Source organism: Cupriavidus sp. 01L46, from assembly GCF_056399905.1.
The window spans coordinates 1-16457 of sequence record NZ_JBFTSF010000130.1 but is presented as its reverse complement, the minus strand read 5'-3'; the positions used below and the strand labels follow the sequence as shown (position 1 = coordinate 16457).

Sequence of the window (16457 nt, the reverse complement as noted above, 5' to 3'; positions counted from 1 at the left end):
GTCGTGGACTTCGCCGATCTTGTGGTTGACCCCGGTGTAGAAGAGGATGCGTTCGGTGGTGGTGGTCTTGCCGGCGTCGATATGCGCGCTGATACCGATGTTCCGATAGCGCTCGATGGGGGTTTTGCGGCTCACGGTGATCTCCTGGTAGGCATCACTCAAAAGAGTAACACTTCTACAGGCGCCGCACCGTAAGGCACGCCCCGGGCGGCTCGCCGGGCCGGCAGGGCCATTGCCCGCCCACGCGCCCTAGCTCGTGCGCCGGCGGCAAGTACCGCCGGCATCACGTTCACGCCAGCACCAGGCGGGCAAGCGCGCCGCGTGCGGGGGCTCCCTTCATTGCGCGATCTGCCTCTCGCTGAAACCAGGGTCGGCGTTGATCTCGGCATCGGTGAATGGCAGGGCGATCCAGCGCTTGCCGGAAAAACGCTCGGTCTGGTCGGCGGCATGCGGCGACGCCGGGTCCGACGACTGCGAATAGGCAAGGAACGCTTCGGCATGCGGCCCCGCAACGCTGAATGACACCACTTGCAGGTAACTGGTGCCATGCACGACCTCGCGCTTGCCATCGGGCAGATCCCGGGTTTCCATCATGTTGTAGACACCCAGCGCATCGGCGCCACCATGGATCGGAACCCTGCGCGCGCCGCGCTGTGCGCCCTGCACCTCACCCCAGGTGATATCGGGGCGCATGCCAGTGCTATCCACCGCATGCACCGCGTCGGCCAGCGCCCGCAGCAGCAGCCCCGCGGCGGCGGCATCGCCCAGCTTCAGGCCACGCGGCGTGCGGGCCGGGTCGCGCGCATCGAACGGCACGGCCCAGACCGAGGGTTGCATGCTGATGGCGGCGAAGAACTTCTCGAAATAGAGATAGCCAATGTTGCTGCCCAGCTCKGCCCGTCGATCCCATTGCGCCAGGCGTTCGCAGGCGGCGCCCAGCCTGACCGGCACGCCAGCGCGCGTCTGCGCCACCGGCGTGGTGCGGCACAGCGCGAGCACGTCGTCCATCACCTGCTCCGCGAAGTACACACGATTGCTGAGGGTCATGTCCTTGAGTTGCGCCAGCGTCATGCGGCGCCCCGGCAGGCCATCGCTGCCCGCGAGCCGGGCTTCCAGCTGCGCGATGCCAATGCGCGTGCGCCCGCCTTGCGGATAGCCGGACTGGCTCACCAGGGGCGAGTACCCGGTGATCGGCGCGGCCGGCTGGGTCAGCCAGGCGCTGTCGTTCGCGTTCTGCACGTAGTCGTGGCGCTCGATGGCCGGCAGATGCGCGGCGTCAACGATGCCGCGTTGCGGCGTGTCTGGATAATCGCCCCAATGGCATAACTGCGTGCCGCGCAGCACAAACCTGCCTGCCGCCGTGCCGCGCCCGCATTGGGCAAGCTGAGCCTCGCTGACATTGGGCACCGGCGTTGCCGCCATGAACAATGCCGTGCCGCCGCTGTCCACCGCGATGGTGTTGTTCCAAGGATTGCCAAGGACACGCTCGACCGACTCCCTGAGCTGCCGCAGCGAACGCGCACTGTTTATCGCGTGCCACTGGGCCAGCATCCGGTGGTTCTCGGTATTGGCATCGCGCAAGGCGTAGGCCTTGGCCGCGCTCCAGCCGTAGCCTGGCACGCTGTCCGGCAGCGCCAGCACCATGCCGAAATCGCTTAAGTAAAACGTGTGCGACTCTTGCACGATGGTGCCGTCGGCGCGCCGCACGTCGATCGTCACCAGCTGGCGCCGCATCGGCCGGTAAGCGCCGCCCACGCGGTAGCGCGTGGGATCGGCMGGATCGAGCTCCAGCTCGAACAAGGTTTCGTGCGCGGAGGACGTCGTGGTATGGGTCCAGGCAAACTCGCGCGTGAAGCCGATGCCAACCAGCGGTATGCCCGGCAGCGTGGCGCCCATCACATCCATGCGGCCCGGCAGCGTGAGATGCAATTGCACCATGCGCGTAATGCCCTGCCAGGGAAAGTGGGGATTGCCCAGCAGCATGCCCTGGCCATTCTCGGTAGCATCGCGGCCCAGGGCCACGCCGTTGCTGCCGGTCCGATAGGCGCTCGCGCGTCCTGCCACCGCCGCTTGCGCTAGCGCGGCCCGCGCGCGTCGCGCCGGCTCGGGCGCCGCATCGGCATGCGGCGGCTCGGCAGCCACCAGCCATGGGGCGAAAGCCACCGCGCCGTCCAGCGAGGTGTAGAAGCGCATCAGGCGCAACAGGTCGCGCTCGGTGATATCCCGCACCCACGGTGCGTTGCGGCAGGCCTGAGGCAAAGCCAGCCGGCCGGTTTCCTTCAGGAAGCGGTTGTAGCCCGCCACATAGCCCTTGAGCAGCTGGCGCACTTCGAGCGGCTGCGCGCGCCACGCGTCGTCAAGCGCGCTGGCCTGGTTGAGCTGCGCGTAGAAGAAATCGGAGCCGCGGTTGTCGAAGAGCCGGTCCGGGTCAGCCATTGCGCTGCCGCCCAGGTAGCGCGCGCGCTCGCCCGCCACCGTCAGGAACTGGTCGGCCAGCACGCACACGCTATCCTCCGCCTGCGCATAGCCCACGCCGAAACCCAGGCTCGCTTCATCGTTGGCCATCACATGCGGCACGCCGTAGCTCGTGCGGCGAATCTGCGCGCGGTAGCGCTCGCCCTGTGCCTGCCCGCCCTCATCCCCGCCGCTGCCGCAGGCGGCCAGCACGGCACAGAGCCCGCCCGCCAGCACCGTGCCACGGCCAATGCCGACGCAGGCGGCCACGGCGCAACGCATGCCCATCATGACTTGAAATCCCAGCTCATCTGCTCGAGGATGCCGACGCCGCGCGACGTGCGCATGCATTCGCTGACATAGTCCGTGATCGACAAGGGCTCGAAATCGATCTCCTCCCGGATGCGCCCGTTGTCGAAGACATAGCCAAGCTCGGCAAAGCCAGAGTACAGCCGCAGTGCGCGCTCGATCAGGCGGCGGTTGCTGATGCGCTCCTTGCGCGCCACGTCACTCGCCAGCGCAGGTAGCTCGCTGGCCGGGCACCTGCGATAGGCAGGCTCGCCATCGCTCGCGACCGCCTCGTCCATGGCCGCGATCACCTGCGCGATGGTGGGCGCGCGCGCGCCGGCCGAGAGATGGTAGGCATCGAAGGCTAGCTCGGGCTTGACCGCGAGCCGCAGCAGCGCCCGCGCGCAGTCGTCCACCGCGATCACGTCGATGCGGGTATGCGGGCCCGCGGTGTAGCGGCGCGATTGGTGGATGATCCGGAAGAGCCAGAAGATGCTGGCCGAGGGCTGCGTGCCCAGCACGGTATGCCCCACCACGATGGAGGGACGCGCCACCACCAGCGGCAGGCCGGGAAAACTGTTGCGCAGCAGCACCTCCACTTCCTGCTTGCTGCGCGTGTAAGGCACCAGGTGGCTGAGATCGCTGGTGCCGCCATGGCCGGCATCCCGCTCGGCAATGCGCGGCCCGCGCTGCGTGCCGCAAGCCATGGCGGTGCCGACATGAATGAAGCGCCGCAGGGCTGCGCTGCCCGCGAAGCGCGAGGCAAAGCGCAACGTATCTTGCACGTTGATGCGCGTGACCTGCGCATCGGCGGAGAACGAGGCCATCGCGGCGCAGTTGATGACATGGGTGACACCGGCAAGGCGCGCCTGCGCGGCAGGCGCAAAATCGCTGTCCAGCGCGCCAAGCAACACGTTGTCCTCGGTGAGCCAGTCCACTCGGCTGCGCAACAGGCCGCATTGGATGGCGTTCTCGCGCAGGCGAGCCAGTGCATCTTCGGCATCCACGCCGCGCACCAGGCAGAGCAAGCGCCGGGCCAGGCCGGCGTTGATGGCGGCCACCATTACATTGCCGCCGATAAAGCCGGTGGCGCCGGTCAGCAGCAGCGAATCGACGCCGGGCAGGCGTGTGTCGCAGGCACCCGCACGGGCGGCAAGATCCTGCGCGGGCAGGCTGGCGTGCCAATCCCACATCATGGCGTTCTCCTCAGAACGTATAGTTGATCGAGCTCATGCCGAAGTACGACTGCTTGCTCTGCACAATCGGGCTTTTCGCGGCGTCCCCCAGCAGGCGTGTCGCCGCCACCAGGGTGCGCACCGACCATTCCTTGGAAAGGGCGTAGTTCCATGTGAGCGACAGCGTCGCGGCATCGGAGCCCGCCTTGGGGGCATACGCACTGAAGGCACTGTTGGCGGCCTGCGCATCGGTCACGCCGAACAGGGTCTGCATGTAGCGGCCCGAGCCGTAGTGCACGCTCGGACCGAGCGTCACGATGTGCGCGCCAGACTGGATCACCGGCATGACCAACCTTGCCACGCCCCCCTGAATTCTTGTTTGCTCTTGCACGGATGCTCCGCCTTGATGTCGAAGCACGCAGATTAAGGATGGCGCGCCGGGCTGTCTGTCCCGAAATCGCGCGAAATCTTGTTCAATTGTGCAAATTTGTCCTGAAGCGTCTCCGGCACCCAATACAAGTCGTTCGCCGGATAGAATCGGCACTTTTCTGCCCCAGGGAGCCCTGTCATGAGCGATACCATGGCCAAGTACAAGGTATTACTGGTCGAGGACGACGATCGCCTCGCGCAGCTTGTCAGCGAATATCTGGGCAACTATGAATTCGTGGTGGAGGTGGTGCGGCGCGGCGATATCGCGGTGGCCGCCGTCCAGGCCCTGCGGCCAGCACTGGTCATCCTCGACCTGATGCTGCCCCATATGGACGGCATGGAGGTGTGCCGCGRCATTCGCGCGTTCTCGCGCGTGCCCGTGCTGATCCTGACCGCGCGCGTCGATACGTATGACCAGGTGGCGGGGCTGGAGATCGGCGCCGACGACTATGTGGTCAAGCCCATCGAGCCAAGGCTGCTGGTGGCGCGCGCCCGCGCCCTACTGCGGCGAGCCGCCGMAGAGCGGGTTGCCGAGACCGCCACGCCCGCGCAACGGGACCATGAACTGGTATTCGGCGCGCTGGTGATCTCGCCACCGAACCGGCAGGTGACATGGCGCGGACAGGAGGTGGACCTGAAAACCACCGAGTTCAACCTGCTGCTGATCCTGGCGCGCGCCGCCGGCACCGTGCTGAGCCGCGACGACATCCTCAAGGCGTTGCGCGGCATCGAGTTCGATGGCATCGACCGCACCGTCGACTCCGGCATCTCGCGGCTGCGCCGCCGCTTCGAGGATGCCTCGCCCGAGCCGCACAAGATCAAGACCATCTGGGGCCGCGGYTACCTGTTCAGCCCGTCGGCATGGGAGGAATGAATGGTCCGCTCGCTACTCAAGCTCTATCTGCTGGTGATCCTGGCCGCAGCCGGCGCGGTGACCGTCATCGACAACACGTTTATCCCGCTGTTCCATGAGCATTTCACCGAGACCGAACGGGAAAGCCGCAAGGGTTATGCCTTTACGCTCTCCCAATTCCTCGGGCCGCAACGGGGCCCCGAGCGCGAAGCCGCGCTTTCCATCCTGCAAAAGCACGCACGCGAGGCGTTTGACCTGGTCGACGCCGCCGCCCTGACGCATCTCGATGCGCAGCAGCGCAGCGACCTTGCAGCCGGCAAACTGGTGCTAAGCCAGGACGCAAAGAACTACTACCTGCCGCTGCGCGATGGCCAGATCCTGCACGCGTACAGCGTGGAAGACGACCACACCAACATCTCGGTGCTGGCCTATGRCTTGATCGCCCTCGCCACCTTGCTGTCGATCATCGCCTGGGTGTGGTACCACTGGCGCGATCTGGACAAGCTGCAGCAGGCGGCAAGGGATTTCGGCAACGGCAAGCTGTCGACCCGGGCCAACCTGCCCCGGCGCTCCAACATCTCCGCGCTCGCCAGGCAATTCAATGAGATGGCCGAACAGATCGAAGCCTCGATCGTGCACCAGCGCGAAATGATGCACGGCATCTCGCACGAGCTGAAGACGCCAATCGCGCGGCTGGAGTTCGGCATCGCGCTGCTGCAGTCGGCCGGCACCGGCGAAGCGGAGCAGGCGCGCCAGGTGCTGCGGCTGGAAGACCTGCGCCGCGACGTGCACGAGCTCGACGAGCTGGTCACCGAGCTGCTGACGCTAGGCCAGCTCGAGCAAGGCGCGGCGCCGATGATGCTGATGCGCGTGTCGGTGAGTGAGCTGATCGACAGTGTCGCGGCCAGCGTGGCCGACGAGGTGGCGGATAACAAGCTCACGCTGTCGGCCTATGCCAGCGGCCCTGCGGCCCACCACGTCTGCGATCCGCGGCTGGTGGCGCGGGCGCTGCTTAACCTCTGCCGCAACGCTGCCCGCTACGCGCACAACGCCATCCACCTGCACGCCGAGACCGACGCGGCAGGCACCTTGACCCTGACGGTGGAGGACGATGGCCCCGGTATTGCGCCGGAGGAGCGCGCCCGCATTTTCGAGCCCTTCCACAGGCCCGATTCCAGCCGCAACCGTCATACCGGGGGGTTCGGACTGGGACTGGCCATTGTGCGGCGMATCGCGCTGCTGCATGGCGGCCAGGYCAGGCTGGACAGCAGCCGCAAAGGCGGCGCGCGCTTCGTGATCAGCTTGCCAGCCATGGACGAGCCCGCCATGCCCGGCAAGCCGGCGAGTTGAGGAGCCGCCCCCCATGAAATGGTCGACGATTGTTACCGTGCTGCTCGCGTGGATGGGCACCTGCGCCGCCGCCGGCTGGCTGGCGATGGCGTTTTCCGGCCTGACGGCGCAGTAGTAGCGCGGTAGTGACGGAATCTGCCCGCGCAACAAAACAAAAAGCCTGCCGGGACTCCGGGCAGGCTTTTTAGTAGAATACGGTCTGGTTGCGGAGGCAGGACTTGAACCTGCGACCTTCGGGTTATGAGCCCGACGAGCTGCCAACTGCTCCACCCCGCGTCAGAGGGGCGTACTATACGCCACCCTGGCGGATTTGCATAGCTTTTCCGGCACGCTTTCTTGACAGCGTTTACGTAAACGTGTAAAAGCAAGTGGGCGCATTCTTTGCGCTCAAAAAAGGATTTTTCCATGGAAACTGGTACCGTCAAGTTCTTCAACGCCCAGAAGGGTTTTGGCTTCATCACCCCGGACGCTGGTGGCAAGGACTTGTTCGTCCACATCTCTCAGGTTCGCGGGGGTGCTCCGCTGCAAGATAACCAGCGAGTGCAATACCAGTCGCAACAGGGCAAGAAGGGTCCTGAAGCGGCCAATGTTTCCCCCGTTTGAACCCGCCGCTTTGCGGCAATGCTAAAGGACAGAATTGACTAAGATCGTCTTGAAACCAGGTGAGCCCGTTGAAGTTGCAATGCGGCGTTTCCGTCGGGCCATCCTCCAGACCGGCCTGATCGTTGAACTCAAGAGCCGTACCGCTTACGAGAAGCCCACGACCGAGCGCAAGCGCAAGAAGAAAGCCGCGGAATCGCGCCTTCGCAAACGCCTGCGCATGCAGATGTTGCCGAAGAAGATGTACTGATTCGGCACAGCAAGCGGCGAGCGCGCTTCGACGCGTTTCTGCCGCAGGCCGCATAAATCCGCCAGTCATTGCCTGGCGGATTTTTCTTGTTTTAGCGGCACCGTCGGATGTCCGGCCCTTCGTGGCCTGACAACCGCCGACCGGCCCTGATACCGCCCTGCCCATCGCTCCAATCGGATCGAGCGCGGCCGGCGMCATGCTTGCATTCGCCCTTTGCGTGCGACACGGCCAGCACTTTTACTCCCCTCTTCATTTTTTTACTGCGCCAGACGCACGTACGTCTTGCTGCCGCCTTGCTTCGCGCTAAAGCGACGACACTTGCCGCTGCGACAGGCAAAGAAACAGGCCGCACAATGCATGGCGGCCCGCTTGGCTGGCTACTTCCCCTGCTTCAACTGCGCGCCGCAATCAGCGCACCCGCGCCAATCAGCGTGATGCCGCCCGCGCGCTGCACATTGGCCTGGGCGCGCTGGGTGGTGAGGCGCTTGGCCAGCGCACGCGCCAGCAGCGCATAGACAGCGGCGTTGGCGGTCGCCATCACCACGAAGGTGGGAATCAGCACCACGGCCTGCGGCCAGAAGGCCAGGCGCGCATCAAGGAACTGCGGCACGAAGGCCACGAAGAACACGATGCTCTTGGGATTCAGCGCGGTGACCAGCCACGCCTTGGCAAAGCGCTGGCGGCTGCTCCCGGACTGTGCCGTGACCGCCATGGCGCCGGCACGCGAGGCACCGCGCAAGGCCTGGATGCCGAGGTAGACGAGGTAAGCCGCACCGGCCCACTTCAACGCCGTGAACAAGGCCGCCGAGGTGGCCAGCACTGCGCCGAGGCCGGCCATCGACAGCGTGAACGCCGTCAGGTCGCCCGCGGCAACGCCAGCCACGGTGGCGTAGGCGGATCGGCCACGATGGGCCAGCGCATCGCCGATCACCAGCAGGATGGTCGGGCCGGGAATGATCAGTACGACGATGCTTGTCAACACAAAGGCCAGCCAGTGCTCGAAGGACATTGCGACTCCAGGTTTCGTTGATGGGCACCCGCGGGTGACTCACCAGTATAAGCAACGCGGCCTGCCGCTGACAGCGGCGCCGGCCCGGCCACGCATCAGCCAGCCGGCATCGCAAAGACCAGGCAGGTGGTAGTGGCGTAGGCGTAGAGCTTGCCCTGCGTGTCGACGATACGGCCCTCGGCAATCCCGATCTGCGTGGTCAGGCTGATGACCTTGCCCTCTGCGCGAATCGGGCCGGTCTTGGCAGTCAGCGGGCGCACATAGTTCACCTTCAGCTCCAGGGTGGTGTAGCCCTTGCCGGCCGGCAGCATGGTGTGGACAGCGCAACCCACGCAGGAATCGAGCAAGGTCGCGGCATAGCCACCATGCACGCTGCCGATCGGGTTGTAGTGCTGTGGGCCGGGTGTGCCCTGGAAGACGAAGCGCCCCGCCTCGAACTCCACCGGAAAGAAATCCATCAGTTGCGCAATCGGCGCACCCGGCAGCTTGCCGGCCAGCATGTCCTCGAAGAACTGCAGCCCGGCACGTTCGCTTAACTGCGCGAGCGTTGCCACGCCCGGCCCTGCCAGCCTGGCGCGCGCCAGCCGTTCGGCTTCCTGCCACTGTGCCAGCGTGTCTTGCGCACTCATCTGCTTTGCCTCCATGATCCGCTTGGATCTGTTTTTGTGTCCCGTGCACGCGGCAGCTCTTGCTAGCATGCGCGCCCCGGCGCGAACCAGCAAGATAACCGCAACCGCGAATTCTTGCTGCAGCGCGCCACAAAGCATTCGCGCAGCTGCCTGCATAATGATGGATATTGCGCCCGCGGCGCGCCCAACTCCCGCTCCTGCCTTGACTGCCATTCTTGAACTACGCAATGTAAGCAAGCAATACGGCGACACCGTCGTGGTCGACGATCTCAGCCTGAGCGTGCAGCGCGGCCAGTGCTTCGGCCTGCTGGGCCCGAACGGCGCCGGCAAGACCACCACGCTACGCTTGCTGCTGGGACTGACCACACCGGCTTGCGGCACGCTCACCCTGTGCGGCGAGCCGATTCCACAGCGCGCGCCGCAGGCCCGCATGCGGGTGGGCGTGGTGCCGCAATTCGATAACCTCGATCCCGATTTCACTGTGGTGGAGAACCTGCGCATCTTTGGCCGTTACTTCGGCCTGGAGCGTGCCGTGATCGAAGCGCGCGTGCCGGCGCTGCTGGAATTCGCGCGGCTGGAGAGCCGTGCCAAGGCGCAGGTAAGAGACCTGTCGGGCGGCATGCGCCGGCGCCTGACGGTGGCACGCGCCTTGATCAACGACCCCGACCTGCTGGTGATGGACGAGCCCACCACAGGGCTGGACCCGCAGGCGCGCCACCTGATCTGGGAGCGCCTGAAATCGCTGCTGGCCAACGGCAAGACCATCCTGCTGACYACGCATTTCATGGAAGAAGCCGAGCGCTTGTGCAACTACCTGTGCGTGATCGACAGCGGCCGCAAGATCGCCGAAGGCAAGCCGCATGAACTGATCGACAGCCAGATCGGCTGCGACGTGGTGGAAGTGTATGGCGACAACCTGGAGCCCCTGCGCGGCGAGCTGCACCCGCTTTCGATGCGCACCGAGATGAGCGGCGAGACACTGTTTTGCTACGTCAAGGAGCCCGCGCCATTGCTGGCGGCGCTGCACGGCCGCAGCGGCGTGCGCTACCTGCACCGCCCCGCCAACCTGGAAGACGTCTTCCTCAAGCTGACCGGCCGCGAAATGCGGGACTGAGGCCAGACTGACAACGGAATGAACATGAGCGAACAAGACCCCCGCCCCGCCGTCGCGCCGGCCGCCGCCACCGCTGCGCACCCTGGCGCCGCGCCGCGGCAGCACTACCCGCAGCCGCTGCTGCCGATGAACATGCGCAACTGGACCATGGTCTGGTACCGCAACTTCATGGTGTGGAAGAAGCTGGCGATTCCCTCGATGATCGGCAACCTGGCCGATCCGATGATCTACCTGTTCGGGCTTGGCCTCGGGCTTGGCCTGCTGGTGGGGCAGGTCGACGGCGTGTCCTACATCGCCTTCCTCGCGGCCGGCACCACGGCGTCCAGCGTGATGATGTCGGCGAGCTTCGAGTCGATGTATTCCGCCTTCTCGCGCATGCATGTGCAGCGCACCTGGGAAGCCATCATGCATGCGCCGCTAACGCTCGGCGACGTGGTGCTGGGCGAGATCATGTGGGCCGCCAGCAAGGCGGTGCTGTCGGGCCTGGCCATCATGCTGGTGGCCGGCGTGCTGGGTTATGCGCAGTTGCCGGGCGCGCTGCTGGCGCTGCCCGTGATCGTGCTGGCGGGCATCGCGTTTGCCAGCCTGGCCATGATCGTCACGGCGCTGGCACCCAGCTACGACTTCTTCATGTTCTACCAGACACTGGTGATGACGCCGATGCTGCTGCTCTCCGGCGTGTTCTTCCCGCTGGAGCAATTGCCCGCGGGCGCGCAGGCCGCCACCCAGGTGCTGCCACTTGCGCATGCGGTGGCGTTGATCCGCCCCATCATGCTGGGGCGCCCGGTCGACAACCTGGCGCTGCACCTGATCGTGCTCGGCGCTTACGCGGCCGTGGCGCTGGTGGTGGCGCTGATACTCCTGCGCAGGCGCTTGCTGCGCTGAGGGCGCGGTAAAGGCRACCGTGCGCCGCGGCAACGCTGACCACCAGCTCTATGTGTTCGCCGCCAGAGAGTATGATGCCGGGCACGGCGCAAGATGTCCGGTGTACCTGGATACCTGAGGCCGGCCGCCCACATCACCTCCACCGTCCCGCGAGCGCGAGCTGTGTCCATGCCATTTCCAATGTCCGTCCGCGTCGCGCCAGCGAAGAAAGAGCCGCAGCAGAGCCGCGTCATGCGCGCTGCCGCAACGTTGGCCGCTTTGGGCCTGTGCGGCGCAATGGCCGCTTGCAGCGTGGTTGGCGCCACCGTGGCGGTGGGCAGTGCTGCGGTCTCTACCGCGGCCACGGTTGGCTCCGCGGCAGTGAGCGTGGGATCGACCGTAGTCGAGACGACCTACGACGTGACCAAGGCCGGGGTCAAGGCCGTGGCCGGCAGCAGCGACGACGCCGTGCCGGCGCACTGACGCTTTAGCCCTGCAGTCCGCGCAGCAAGTCCGCCTTCAGGTCCGCCACCGATTCAAGGCCAACAGCCAGGCGGATCAGCCCTTCGCCGATGCCCGCGGCCGCCTTGGCTTCCGGGCTGACGCGTCCATGCGTGGTCGTGTAGGGATGGGTCACGGTGGTGCGCGTATCGCCCAGGTTGCCGGTGATCGAGCACACGCGCGTGTTGTCGATCACGCGCCAGGCATTGGCGCGCTGCTGCTCCGGTGACTCCCCCTTGAGTTCGAAGGACACGATGGCGCCGCCGCCGCTTTGCTGGCGCTGCGCCACCTCGTACTGCGGGTGGGACTTCAGCGCCGGGTGATATACGCGCGCAACCGCCGGATGCGACTCCAGGAACTCGGCCAGTGCCAGCGCGCTCTGGCTGTGGCGCTCCATGCGGATCGCCAGCGTTTCCATGCCCTTGAGCAGCACCCAGGCGTTGAATGCCGACAGCGTCGGCCCGGCCGTGCGCACGAAGGGGAACACCTTGCCCATGATGAAATCGTGCGAGCCCAGCACCGCGCCGCCCAGCACGCGGCCCTGCCCGTCGATATGCTTGGTGGCCGAGTGGACCACGATGTCGGCGCCGAATTTCATCGGCTGCTGCAACGCCGGCGAACAGAAGCAGTTATCCACCACCAGCAGCGCGCCAGCGTTGTGGGCGATGTCCGCTACCGCGGCGATGTCGGCCAMCTCGGTGAGCGGGTTGGACGGCGTTTCCAGGAAGAACAGCTTGGTGTTCGGCTTGACCGCCGCGCGCCACGCCGCCAGGTCGGTGCCATCGACAAAGGTGGTTTCCACGCCGAATTTGGCGAAGATGTTCGAGAACAGCGTCATGGTGGAGCCGAAGATGGCGCGCGAACTGACCAGGTGATCGCCCGCTTGCATCGACGACATCACGATCGACATGATCGCGCTCATCCCGGATGCGGTTGCCATGCACGCCTCGGCGCCTTCCAGCGCGGCCAGGCGGCTCTGGAACATCGCCACCGTGGGGTTGGTGAAGCGCGAGTAGGTGAAGCCCGACTCCGAATTGGCGAAGCGCTCCGCGGCCTCGGCAGCGCTGTTGAAGCAGAAGCTGGAGGTCAGGTACATCGCCTCCGAGTGCTCCATGAACTCGCTGCGCATGGTGCCGGCGCGCACGCCTAGCGTATCGATGTCGAGGGAGTCGAGGGGAAGCGGTTCGTTCATGATGGGGAGGCGGTGGTACCCGCGCGGTTATCCGTGTAAGTGGTGGTAGCCTGGCTGCCCCGGCTGCGCGCCGGCGGCAGCAATAAAAAAGCCCGTGCGATCTTTGGCCGGGGGCCGAATCGACGGGCTGCTTGTGTTCGTTGGGATAGGCCCCGCGCTGCGGCGGGAATCCGGCTTGCCAATGTGCCAGTGGTGCGCACAACCGGGAAGCCGGCGTTCCGCTTTAGCTGTTTCGGGCATTTCCCTGTGACGGGCAATTTCCTGTTCCGGGAGCCATGATAATGATCAACAACAACGATCAACCTATCGCTCCAGCAGTACCCGCGTCCGCAAGCTGACAATCAAATCGACGCCCGGCAATGTTACGGCCGGGCCTCGCTTCTCGTCAACTCCGCGCCGGTCATCACGGCGATTGCGGGCGTGCGCCGCCCTACTCGTTGCCGCCGGAGCGTTGCAAGTGCAGTTGCGAGCGCTCGCTATCGCCAAGGCCACCGGTGCCATCGCGATCGGCCTGGCTGCGCGCGGTTTCCAGGCGCTCCAGGTAGGCTTCGTCGATATCACCCGTGACGTAACGGCCATCGAAGCATGAGGCATCGAAGTCGTTCAGCTTGGGGTTGATGTCGCGCACGGCCTGCTTCATGGCTTCGACGTCCTGGTAAACCAGCTTGTCGGCGCCGATGATGCGGGCGATTTCCTCATCCGTGCGGCCGTAGGCAACCAGCTCGCTGCGGGTGGGCATATCGATGCCGTACACGTTGGGGAACTTCACCGGCGGCGCGGCCGACGCAAAGATCACCTTGTTGGCGCCGGCTTCGCGCGCCATCTGCACGATCTCGAAGGACGTGGTGCCGCGCACGATGGAATCGTCCACGATCAGCACGTTCTTGCCCTTGAACTCCACGCCCATGGCGTTGAGCTTCTGGCGCACCGACTTCTTGCGCACCGCCTGGCCGGGCATGATGAAGGTGCGGCCGATATAACGGTTCTTGAAGAAGCCCTCACGGTAGTTCACGCCCAGCTTGTTGGCCACCTGCATCGCGGCCGGACGGCTGGAGTCGGGAATCGGCATCACCACGTCGATGTCACCCGCGGAGACTTCGCGGCGGATCTTCTCGGCCAGGTAGTCACCCATGCGCAGGCGCGCATCGTAGACGGGCACGCCATCGATGCACGAATCCGGGCGGGCCAGGTAGACGTACTCGAAGATGCACGGCGTAAGCACGGGATTATCCGCGCACTGCTGGGTGTAGAGCTTGCCGTCCAGGTCGATGAAGATGGCCTCGCCGGGCGCCACGTCGCGCTCGAGCTTGTAGCCGATGCCTTCGAGCGCCACTGACTCCGACGCCACCATCCACTCCTTGCCGGTCGGCGTTTCCACGCTGCCCAGGCACAACGGACGGATGCCGAACGGATCGCGCACGGCCAGCATGCCGTAGCCAGCGATCTGCGCGGCGATGGCGTACGAGCCACGCACGCGGCGGTGCATGCCCGCCACGGCCCTGAAGATCGTGGGCGGATCCAGCGCCAGGCCGCTGCTGGCGCGCTGCAGCTCGTCGGCCAGCACGTTGAGCAGCACTTCGGTGTCGGAGTGCGTGTTGATGTGGCGGCGGTCGCGGCTGAACAGCTCCTCGTGCAACTGTTTCCAGTTGGTCAGGTTGCCGTTGTGGGCCAGGATCACGCCGTAGGGCGCGTTGACGTAGAACGGTTGGGCTTCTTCCTCGCTCGAGGCCGAACCGGCGGTGGGGTAACGCACCTGGCCGATGCCGGCGGCACCCGGCAGGCCGCGCATATTGCGCGTGCGAAACACGTCGCGCACCAGGCCGTTGGCCTTGTGCATGTGGAAGGTGCTGCCGTTTGCGGTAGCGATGCCGGCTGCATCCTGTCCGCGGTGTTGCAACAGCAGCAGGCTGTCGTAAATCAATTGGTTAACGGGCGTGGATGAAACCACACCGACGATACCGCACATGCCAAGCTCCCAGGAAAGGCGTTTGAATCAGGGGGCGGCCCCGCCCTTCAGGGAGGAGCCCGCGTACTACCAGCCGGGCGAGTCCGCCCGGCCTCATGTCATGTCTTGACGTATTTGGCGACTTCGGGAGGCAGCCAGGGCCGCAGCGACTCCATCGCCTGCATCACGTAGGGCCGGGACAACGCATCGCGCCAGAATGCTTCCTCAGGCAGCTTGGTGAACCCAGCCACGGTCACCACGAACATCACCACCAACGCGCCGCGCAGCAGCCCGAACACCAGCCCTAGGCCACGGTCGGCGGGCTTGAGCCCGGTGCTCTCCAGCAACTGGCCCAGCACCGTGCCGGCCAGTGCCGCGGCGATCACGGTGCCGATGAAGACCACTGCGAAGCCCAGTGCGCTACGCGCCAGCTGCCCGCCGGGCACCGATTCGGGGATCCAGCCCGCCGCGGTGCCCGCGAAGTGGTAGGCCACCAGGAACGCCACCACCCAGCCGATCAGCGATAGCACTTCCCGCACCAGCCCGCGCAGCACGCCGATCAGGCCCGAGGCGATGAGGATGAAAACAACGCTGTAATCGAAAAAAGTCGGCTGCATGCGTAATACGGTGTCCCGGTGCGGCGGCCGGGTAATGAGGATAGTGGGGCTCATGGGGCAACCAGCCCGCGCCGGGCTTTACTGTTCGATCACCTTGGCGGTCAGGCCCGCGGCGCGCACCCGCTTCTCGGCGGCGTCAGCCGCGTCGCGATCCGAAAAAGGGCCGGCACGCAGCAGCACACGCTCGCCGTCGGCCAACACCTTCTTCTCAATATAGGCGGGCACCTTGCCTGCCTTGAGCTTGCTCAGCCAGAGCTTGGCCTTCTCCTCCGAGGAGAACGCGCCGATCAGCACCAGGAACTTGCCGCTGCCCGGCTTGGCTGCGGGGGTGGCCGGCTTATCGGCGATTTTCTCGGCAGGCGCTGCCGCGGCCGCAGCGGCCGGCTTGGCCGCAGCCGAATCGGCAACCAGTTCCTCGCCGGCATCGAGCGCCTGGCTATCGAGCTTGGATTGCGGGGCGGGCGGCAACGGATCCGCCTTGCGGGCATCAGTCTTCACCTTGCCCGCGGCGCCCCCCGCGCCACCCTCGATCTTGACCGCAATATTGTCGACGACCGGCCTTGGCTGGGTCTCGAAGACGATCGGCAGCACGATCACGGCAGCCGCCATCAGTACCACCGCGCCGATCAGGCGCCGGCGCGCCCGCTGCTTTTGCGGAAACTCCGGGTCGAGCGTGTCGTCCGCGTACTCCTCGGCCAGGCGTCGCGACGAAGCGATGCCTGCACCCGGGTCCGAACGCGAGCGGCGCCCGCGCTCCGGTGCCGGGGCGTTGCCCTTGCGGGAAGAAAACAGCGAAAGCAGGCCCATAGATTGGTTCGGTGCGACGGCCGTAAAGCCGGCCGTTGAAATTGTCGCTCAGATTGCGCGGCGATTTGCCCCGGTGTTAGCCCCGGAAAACTGCCCGGCGGCCGCGCGACTCAATTTGCCCGGGTGGCGCGATATGCCATCACGCCCGCCACGGTGTAGAACGATCCGAAGACCAGAATTCTATCATCCTCGGTCGCTCTGCCGAGGGCATCCCGGTAAGCCGCCTCCGGGCTGGCAAAGCAGGCCGCCGTGGCATCTGGCCCCGGATGGAAACCACCCTCTTCCAGCTTCTCCAGCAAGTCCGCCGCGCTGGCCGCGCGCGGCGTCGGCAGGTCGGCCAGGCACCAGTGGTCGACCTTGTCGGCCAGATGGCGCAGCAC

18 protein-coding genes and 1 tRNA gene are annotated in these 16457 nt (G+C 65.9%); 7 read left to right on the top strand and 12 right to left on the bottom strand.

Going from position 1 to position 16457, the window contains the following annotated elements; genetic code table 11:
* The 4 genes from AC1DS3_RS22155 to AC1DS3_RS22140 form a co-directional block, all read right to left on the bottom strand.
* The coding region (locus tag AC1DS3_RS22155) for a GTP-binding protein (protein WP_477127957.1) at positions 1-135 on the bottom strand (135 nt) is incomplete at its 3' end.
* A 201-nt stretch (positions 136-336) separates the two neighbouring features.
* Positions 337-2745, bottom strand: a complete 2409-nt coding sequence (locus AC1DS3_RS22150; RefSeq protein ID WP_441641043.1) for a penicillin acylase family protein — start codon at positions 2743-2745, stop codon at positions 337-339.
* Entirely contained in the window at positions 2742-3938 is a 1197-nt protein-coding gene (locus AC1DS3_RS22145) for an SDR family oxidoreductase (RefSeq protein ID WP_441641044.1), read from the bottom strand. The genes AC1DS3_RS22150 and AC1DS3_RS22145 overlap by 4 nt, the downstream gene beginning before the upstream one ends.
* A 10-nt stretch (positions 3939-3948) precedes the next feature.
* Positions 3949-4278, bottom strand: a complete 330-nt coding sequence (locus tag AC1DS3_RS22140; protein WP_477127956.1) for a MipA/OmpV family protein — start codon at positions 4276-4278, stop codon at positions 3949-3951.
* A gap of 207 nt (positions 4279-4485) precedes the next feature.
* Between AC1DS3_RS22140 and AC1DS3_RS22135 the strand changes: the two genes are divergently transcribed.
* Both AC1DS3_RS22135 and AC1DS3_RS22130 read left to right on the top strand, forming a co-directional pair.
* Entirely contained in the window at positions 4486-5220 is a 735-nt protein-coding gene (locus AC1DS3_RS22135; RefSeq protein ID WP_477127955.1) for a response regulator, read from the top strand.
* Positions 5221-6549, top strand: coding sequence for an ATP-binding protein (locus tag AC1DS3_RS22130; protein WP_477127954.1), 1329 nt, complete (start codon positions 5221-5223; stop codon positions 6547-6549). It abuts the gene before it with no gap.
* 200 nt (positions 6550-6749) lie between these two features.
* Here AC1DS3_RS22130 and AC1DS3_RS22125 read toward each other — a convergent pair.
* Positions 6750-6825 (bottom strand) — tRNA-Met (locus AC1DS3_RS22125).
* 129 nt (positions 6826-6954) lie between these two features.
* On the opposite strand from AC1DS3_RS22125, the gene AC1DS3_RS22120 reads away from it, so the two are divergent.
* Together AC1DS3_RS22120 and rpsU are read left to right on the top strand one after the other, a co-directional pair.
* The gene (locus AC1DS3_RS22120; RefSeq protein ID WP_006158572.1) at positions 6955-7152 is read left to right on the top strand and encodes a cold-shock protein; all 198 of its coding nucleotides are present in this window, start codon (positions 6955-6957) and stop codon (positions 7150-7152) included.
* A gap of 34 nt (positions 7153-7186) precedes the next feature.
* Positions 7187-7399 (top strand): 30S ribosomal protein S21, encoded by a 213-nt coding sequence (gene rpsU / locus AC1DS3_RS22115; RefSeq protein ID WP_006158571.1) that lies wholly within the window; start codon positions 7187-7189, stop codon positions 7397-7399.
* Positions 7400-7790: 391 nt separating this feature from the next.
* Here the strand turns inward: rpsU and AC1DS3_RS22110 are convergent, their stop codons facing one another.
* Together AC1DS3_RS22110 and AC1DS3_RS22105 are read right to left on the bottom strand one after the other, a co-directional pair.
* Complete coding sequence (locus AC1DS3_RS22110; RefSeq protein ID WP_174425066.1) at positions 7791-8408, bottom strand: LysE family translocator; 618 nt, start codon at positions 8406-8408, stop codon at positions 7791-7793.
* 95 nt (positions 8409-8503) lie between these two features.
* On the bottom strand, positions 8504-9037 hold the full coding sequence (locus AC1DS3_RS22105) for a PaaI family thioesterase (RefSeq protein WP_441641047.1): 534 nt from the start codon (positions 9035-9037) through the stop codon (positions 8504-8506).
* 202 nt (positions 9038-9239) lie between these two features.
* Between AC1DS3_RS22105 and nodI the strand changes: the two genes are divergently transcribed.
* The 3 genes from nodI (at position 9240) to AC1DS3_RS22090 (ending at position 11498) form a co-directional block, all read left to right on the top strand.
* A complete protein-coding gene (nodI, locus tag AC1DS3_RS22100; RefSeq protein ID WP_477109654.1) occupies positions 9240-10151 on the top strand; it encodes a nodulation factor ABC transporter ATP-binding protein NodI in 912 nt (303 codons plus the stop codon).
* 24 nt (positions 10152-10175) lie between these two features.
* The gene (locus AC1DS3_RS22095) at positions 10176-11036 is read left to right on the top strand and encodes an ABC transporter permease (RefSeq protein WP_441641049.1); all 861 of its coding nucleotides are present in this window, start codon (positions 10176-10178) and stop codon (positions 11034-11036) included.
* Between the two features lie 231 nt (positions 11037-11267).
* The gene (locus AC1DS3_RS22090; protein WP_441641050.1) at positions 11268-11498 is read left to right on the top strand and encodes a hypothetical protein; all 231 of its coding nucleotides are present in this window, start codon (positions 11268-11270) and stop codon (positions 11496-11498) included.
* Between the two features lie 4 nt (positions 11499-11502).
* Here AC1DS3_RS22090 and AC1DS3_RS22085 read toward each other — a convergent pair whose 3' ends face one another.
* The 5 genes from AC1DS3_RS22085 to AC1DS3_RS22065 all read right to left on the bottom strand — a co-directional run.
* Entirely contained in the window at positions 11503-12708 is a 1206-nt protein-coding gene (locus AC1DS3_RS22085) for an O-succinylhomoserine sulfhydrylase (protein WP_477127953.1), read from the bottom strand.
* A 430-nt stretch (positions 12709-13138) separates the two neighbouring features.
* Entirely contained in the window at positions 13139-14674 is a 1536-nt protein-coding gene (gene purF, locus AC1DS3_RS22080) for an amidophosphoribosyltransferase (protein ID WP_441641052.1), read from the bottom strand.
* A 98-nt stretch (positions 14675-14772) separates the two neighbouring features.
* Positions 14773-15270 (bottom strand): CvpA family protein, encoded by a 498-nt coding sequence (locus tag AC1DS3_RS22075; RefSeq protein ID WP_183034345.1) that lies wholly within the window; start codon positions 15268-15270, stop codon positions 14773-14775.
* A 78-nt stretch (positions 15271-15348) separates the two neighbouring features.
* The gene (locus AC1DS3_RS22070) at positions 15349-16077 is read right to left on the bottom strand and encodes an SPOR domain-containing protein (RefSeq protein ID WP_441641053.1); all 729 of its coding nucleotides are present in this window, start codon (positions 16075-16077) and stop codon (positions 15349-15351) included.
* 110 nt (positions 16078-16187) lie between these two features.
* Positions 16188-16457: glutamate ligase domain-containing protein (locus AC1DS3_RS22065; RefSeq protein ID WP_477127952.1), on the bottom strand; the 270-nt coding region annotated here is incomplete at its 5' end.

What these genes read in the sequence shown, in the direction of transcription:
- AC1DS3_RS22110 (WP_174425066.1), bottom strand. Translation starts at nt 8,408, where the DNA reads ATGTCCTTCGAGCACTGGCTGGCCTTTGTGTTGACAAGCATCGTCGTA.
- AC1DS3_RS22090 (WP_441641050.1), top strand. Translation starts at nt 11,268, where the DNA reads ATGCGCGCTGCCGCAACGTTGGCCGCTTTGGGCCTGTGCGGCGCAATG.
- AC1DS3_RS22120 (WP_006158572.1), top strand. Translation starts at nt 6,955, where the DNA reads ATGGAAACTGGTACCGTCAAGTTCTTCAACGCCCAGAAGGGTTTTGGC.
- AC1DS3_RS22095 (WP_441641049.1), top strand. Translation starts at nt 10,176, where the DNA reads ATGAGCGAACAAGACCCCCGCCCCGCCGTCGCGCCGGCCGCCGCCACC.
- AC1DS3_RS22105 (WP_441641047.1), bottom strand. Translation starts at nt 9,037, where the DNA reads ATGAGTGCGCAAGACACGCTGGCACAGTGGCAGGAAGCCGAACGGCTG.
- AC1DS3_RS22075 (WP_183034345.1), bottom strand. Translation starts at nt 15,270, where the DNA reads ATGCAGCCGACTTTTTTCGATTACAGCGTTGTTTTCATCCTCATCGCC.
- purF (WP_441641052.1), bottom strand. Translation starts at nt 14,674, where the DNA reads ATGTGCGGTATCGTCGGTGTGGTTTCATCCACGCCCGTTAACCAATTG.
- AC1DS3_RS22145 (WP_441641044.1), bottom strand. Translation starts at nt 3,938, where the DNA reads ATGATGTGGGATTGGCACGCCAGCCTGCCCGCGCAGGATCTTGCCGCC.
- AC1DS3_RS22070 (WP_441641053.1), bottom strand. Translation starts at nt 16,077, where the DNA reads ATGGGCCTGCTTTCGCTGTTTTCTTCCCGCAAGGGCAACGCCCCGGCA.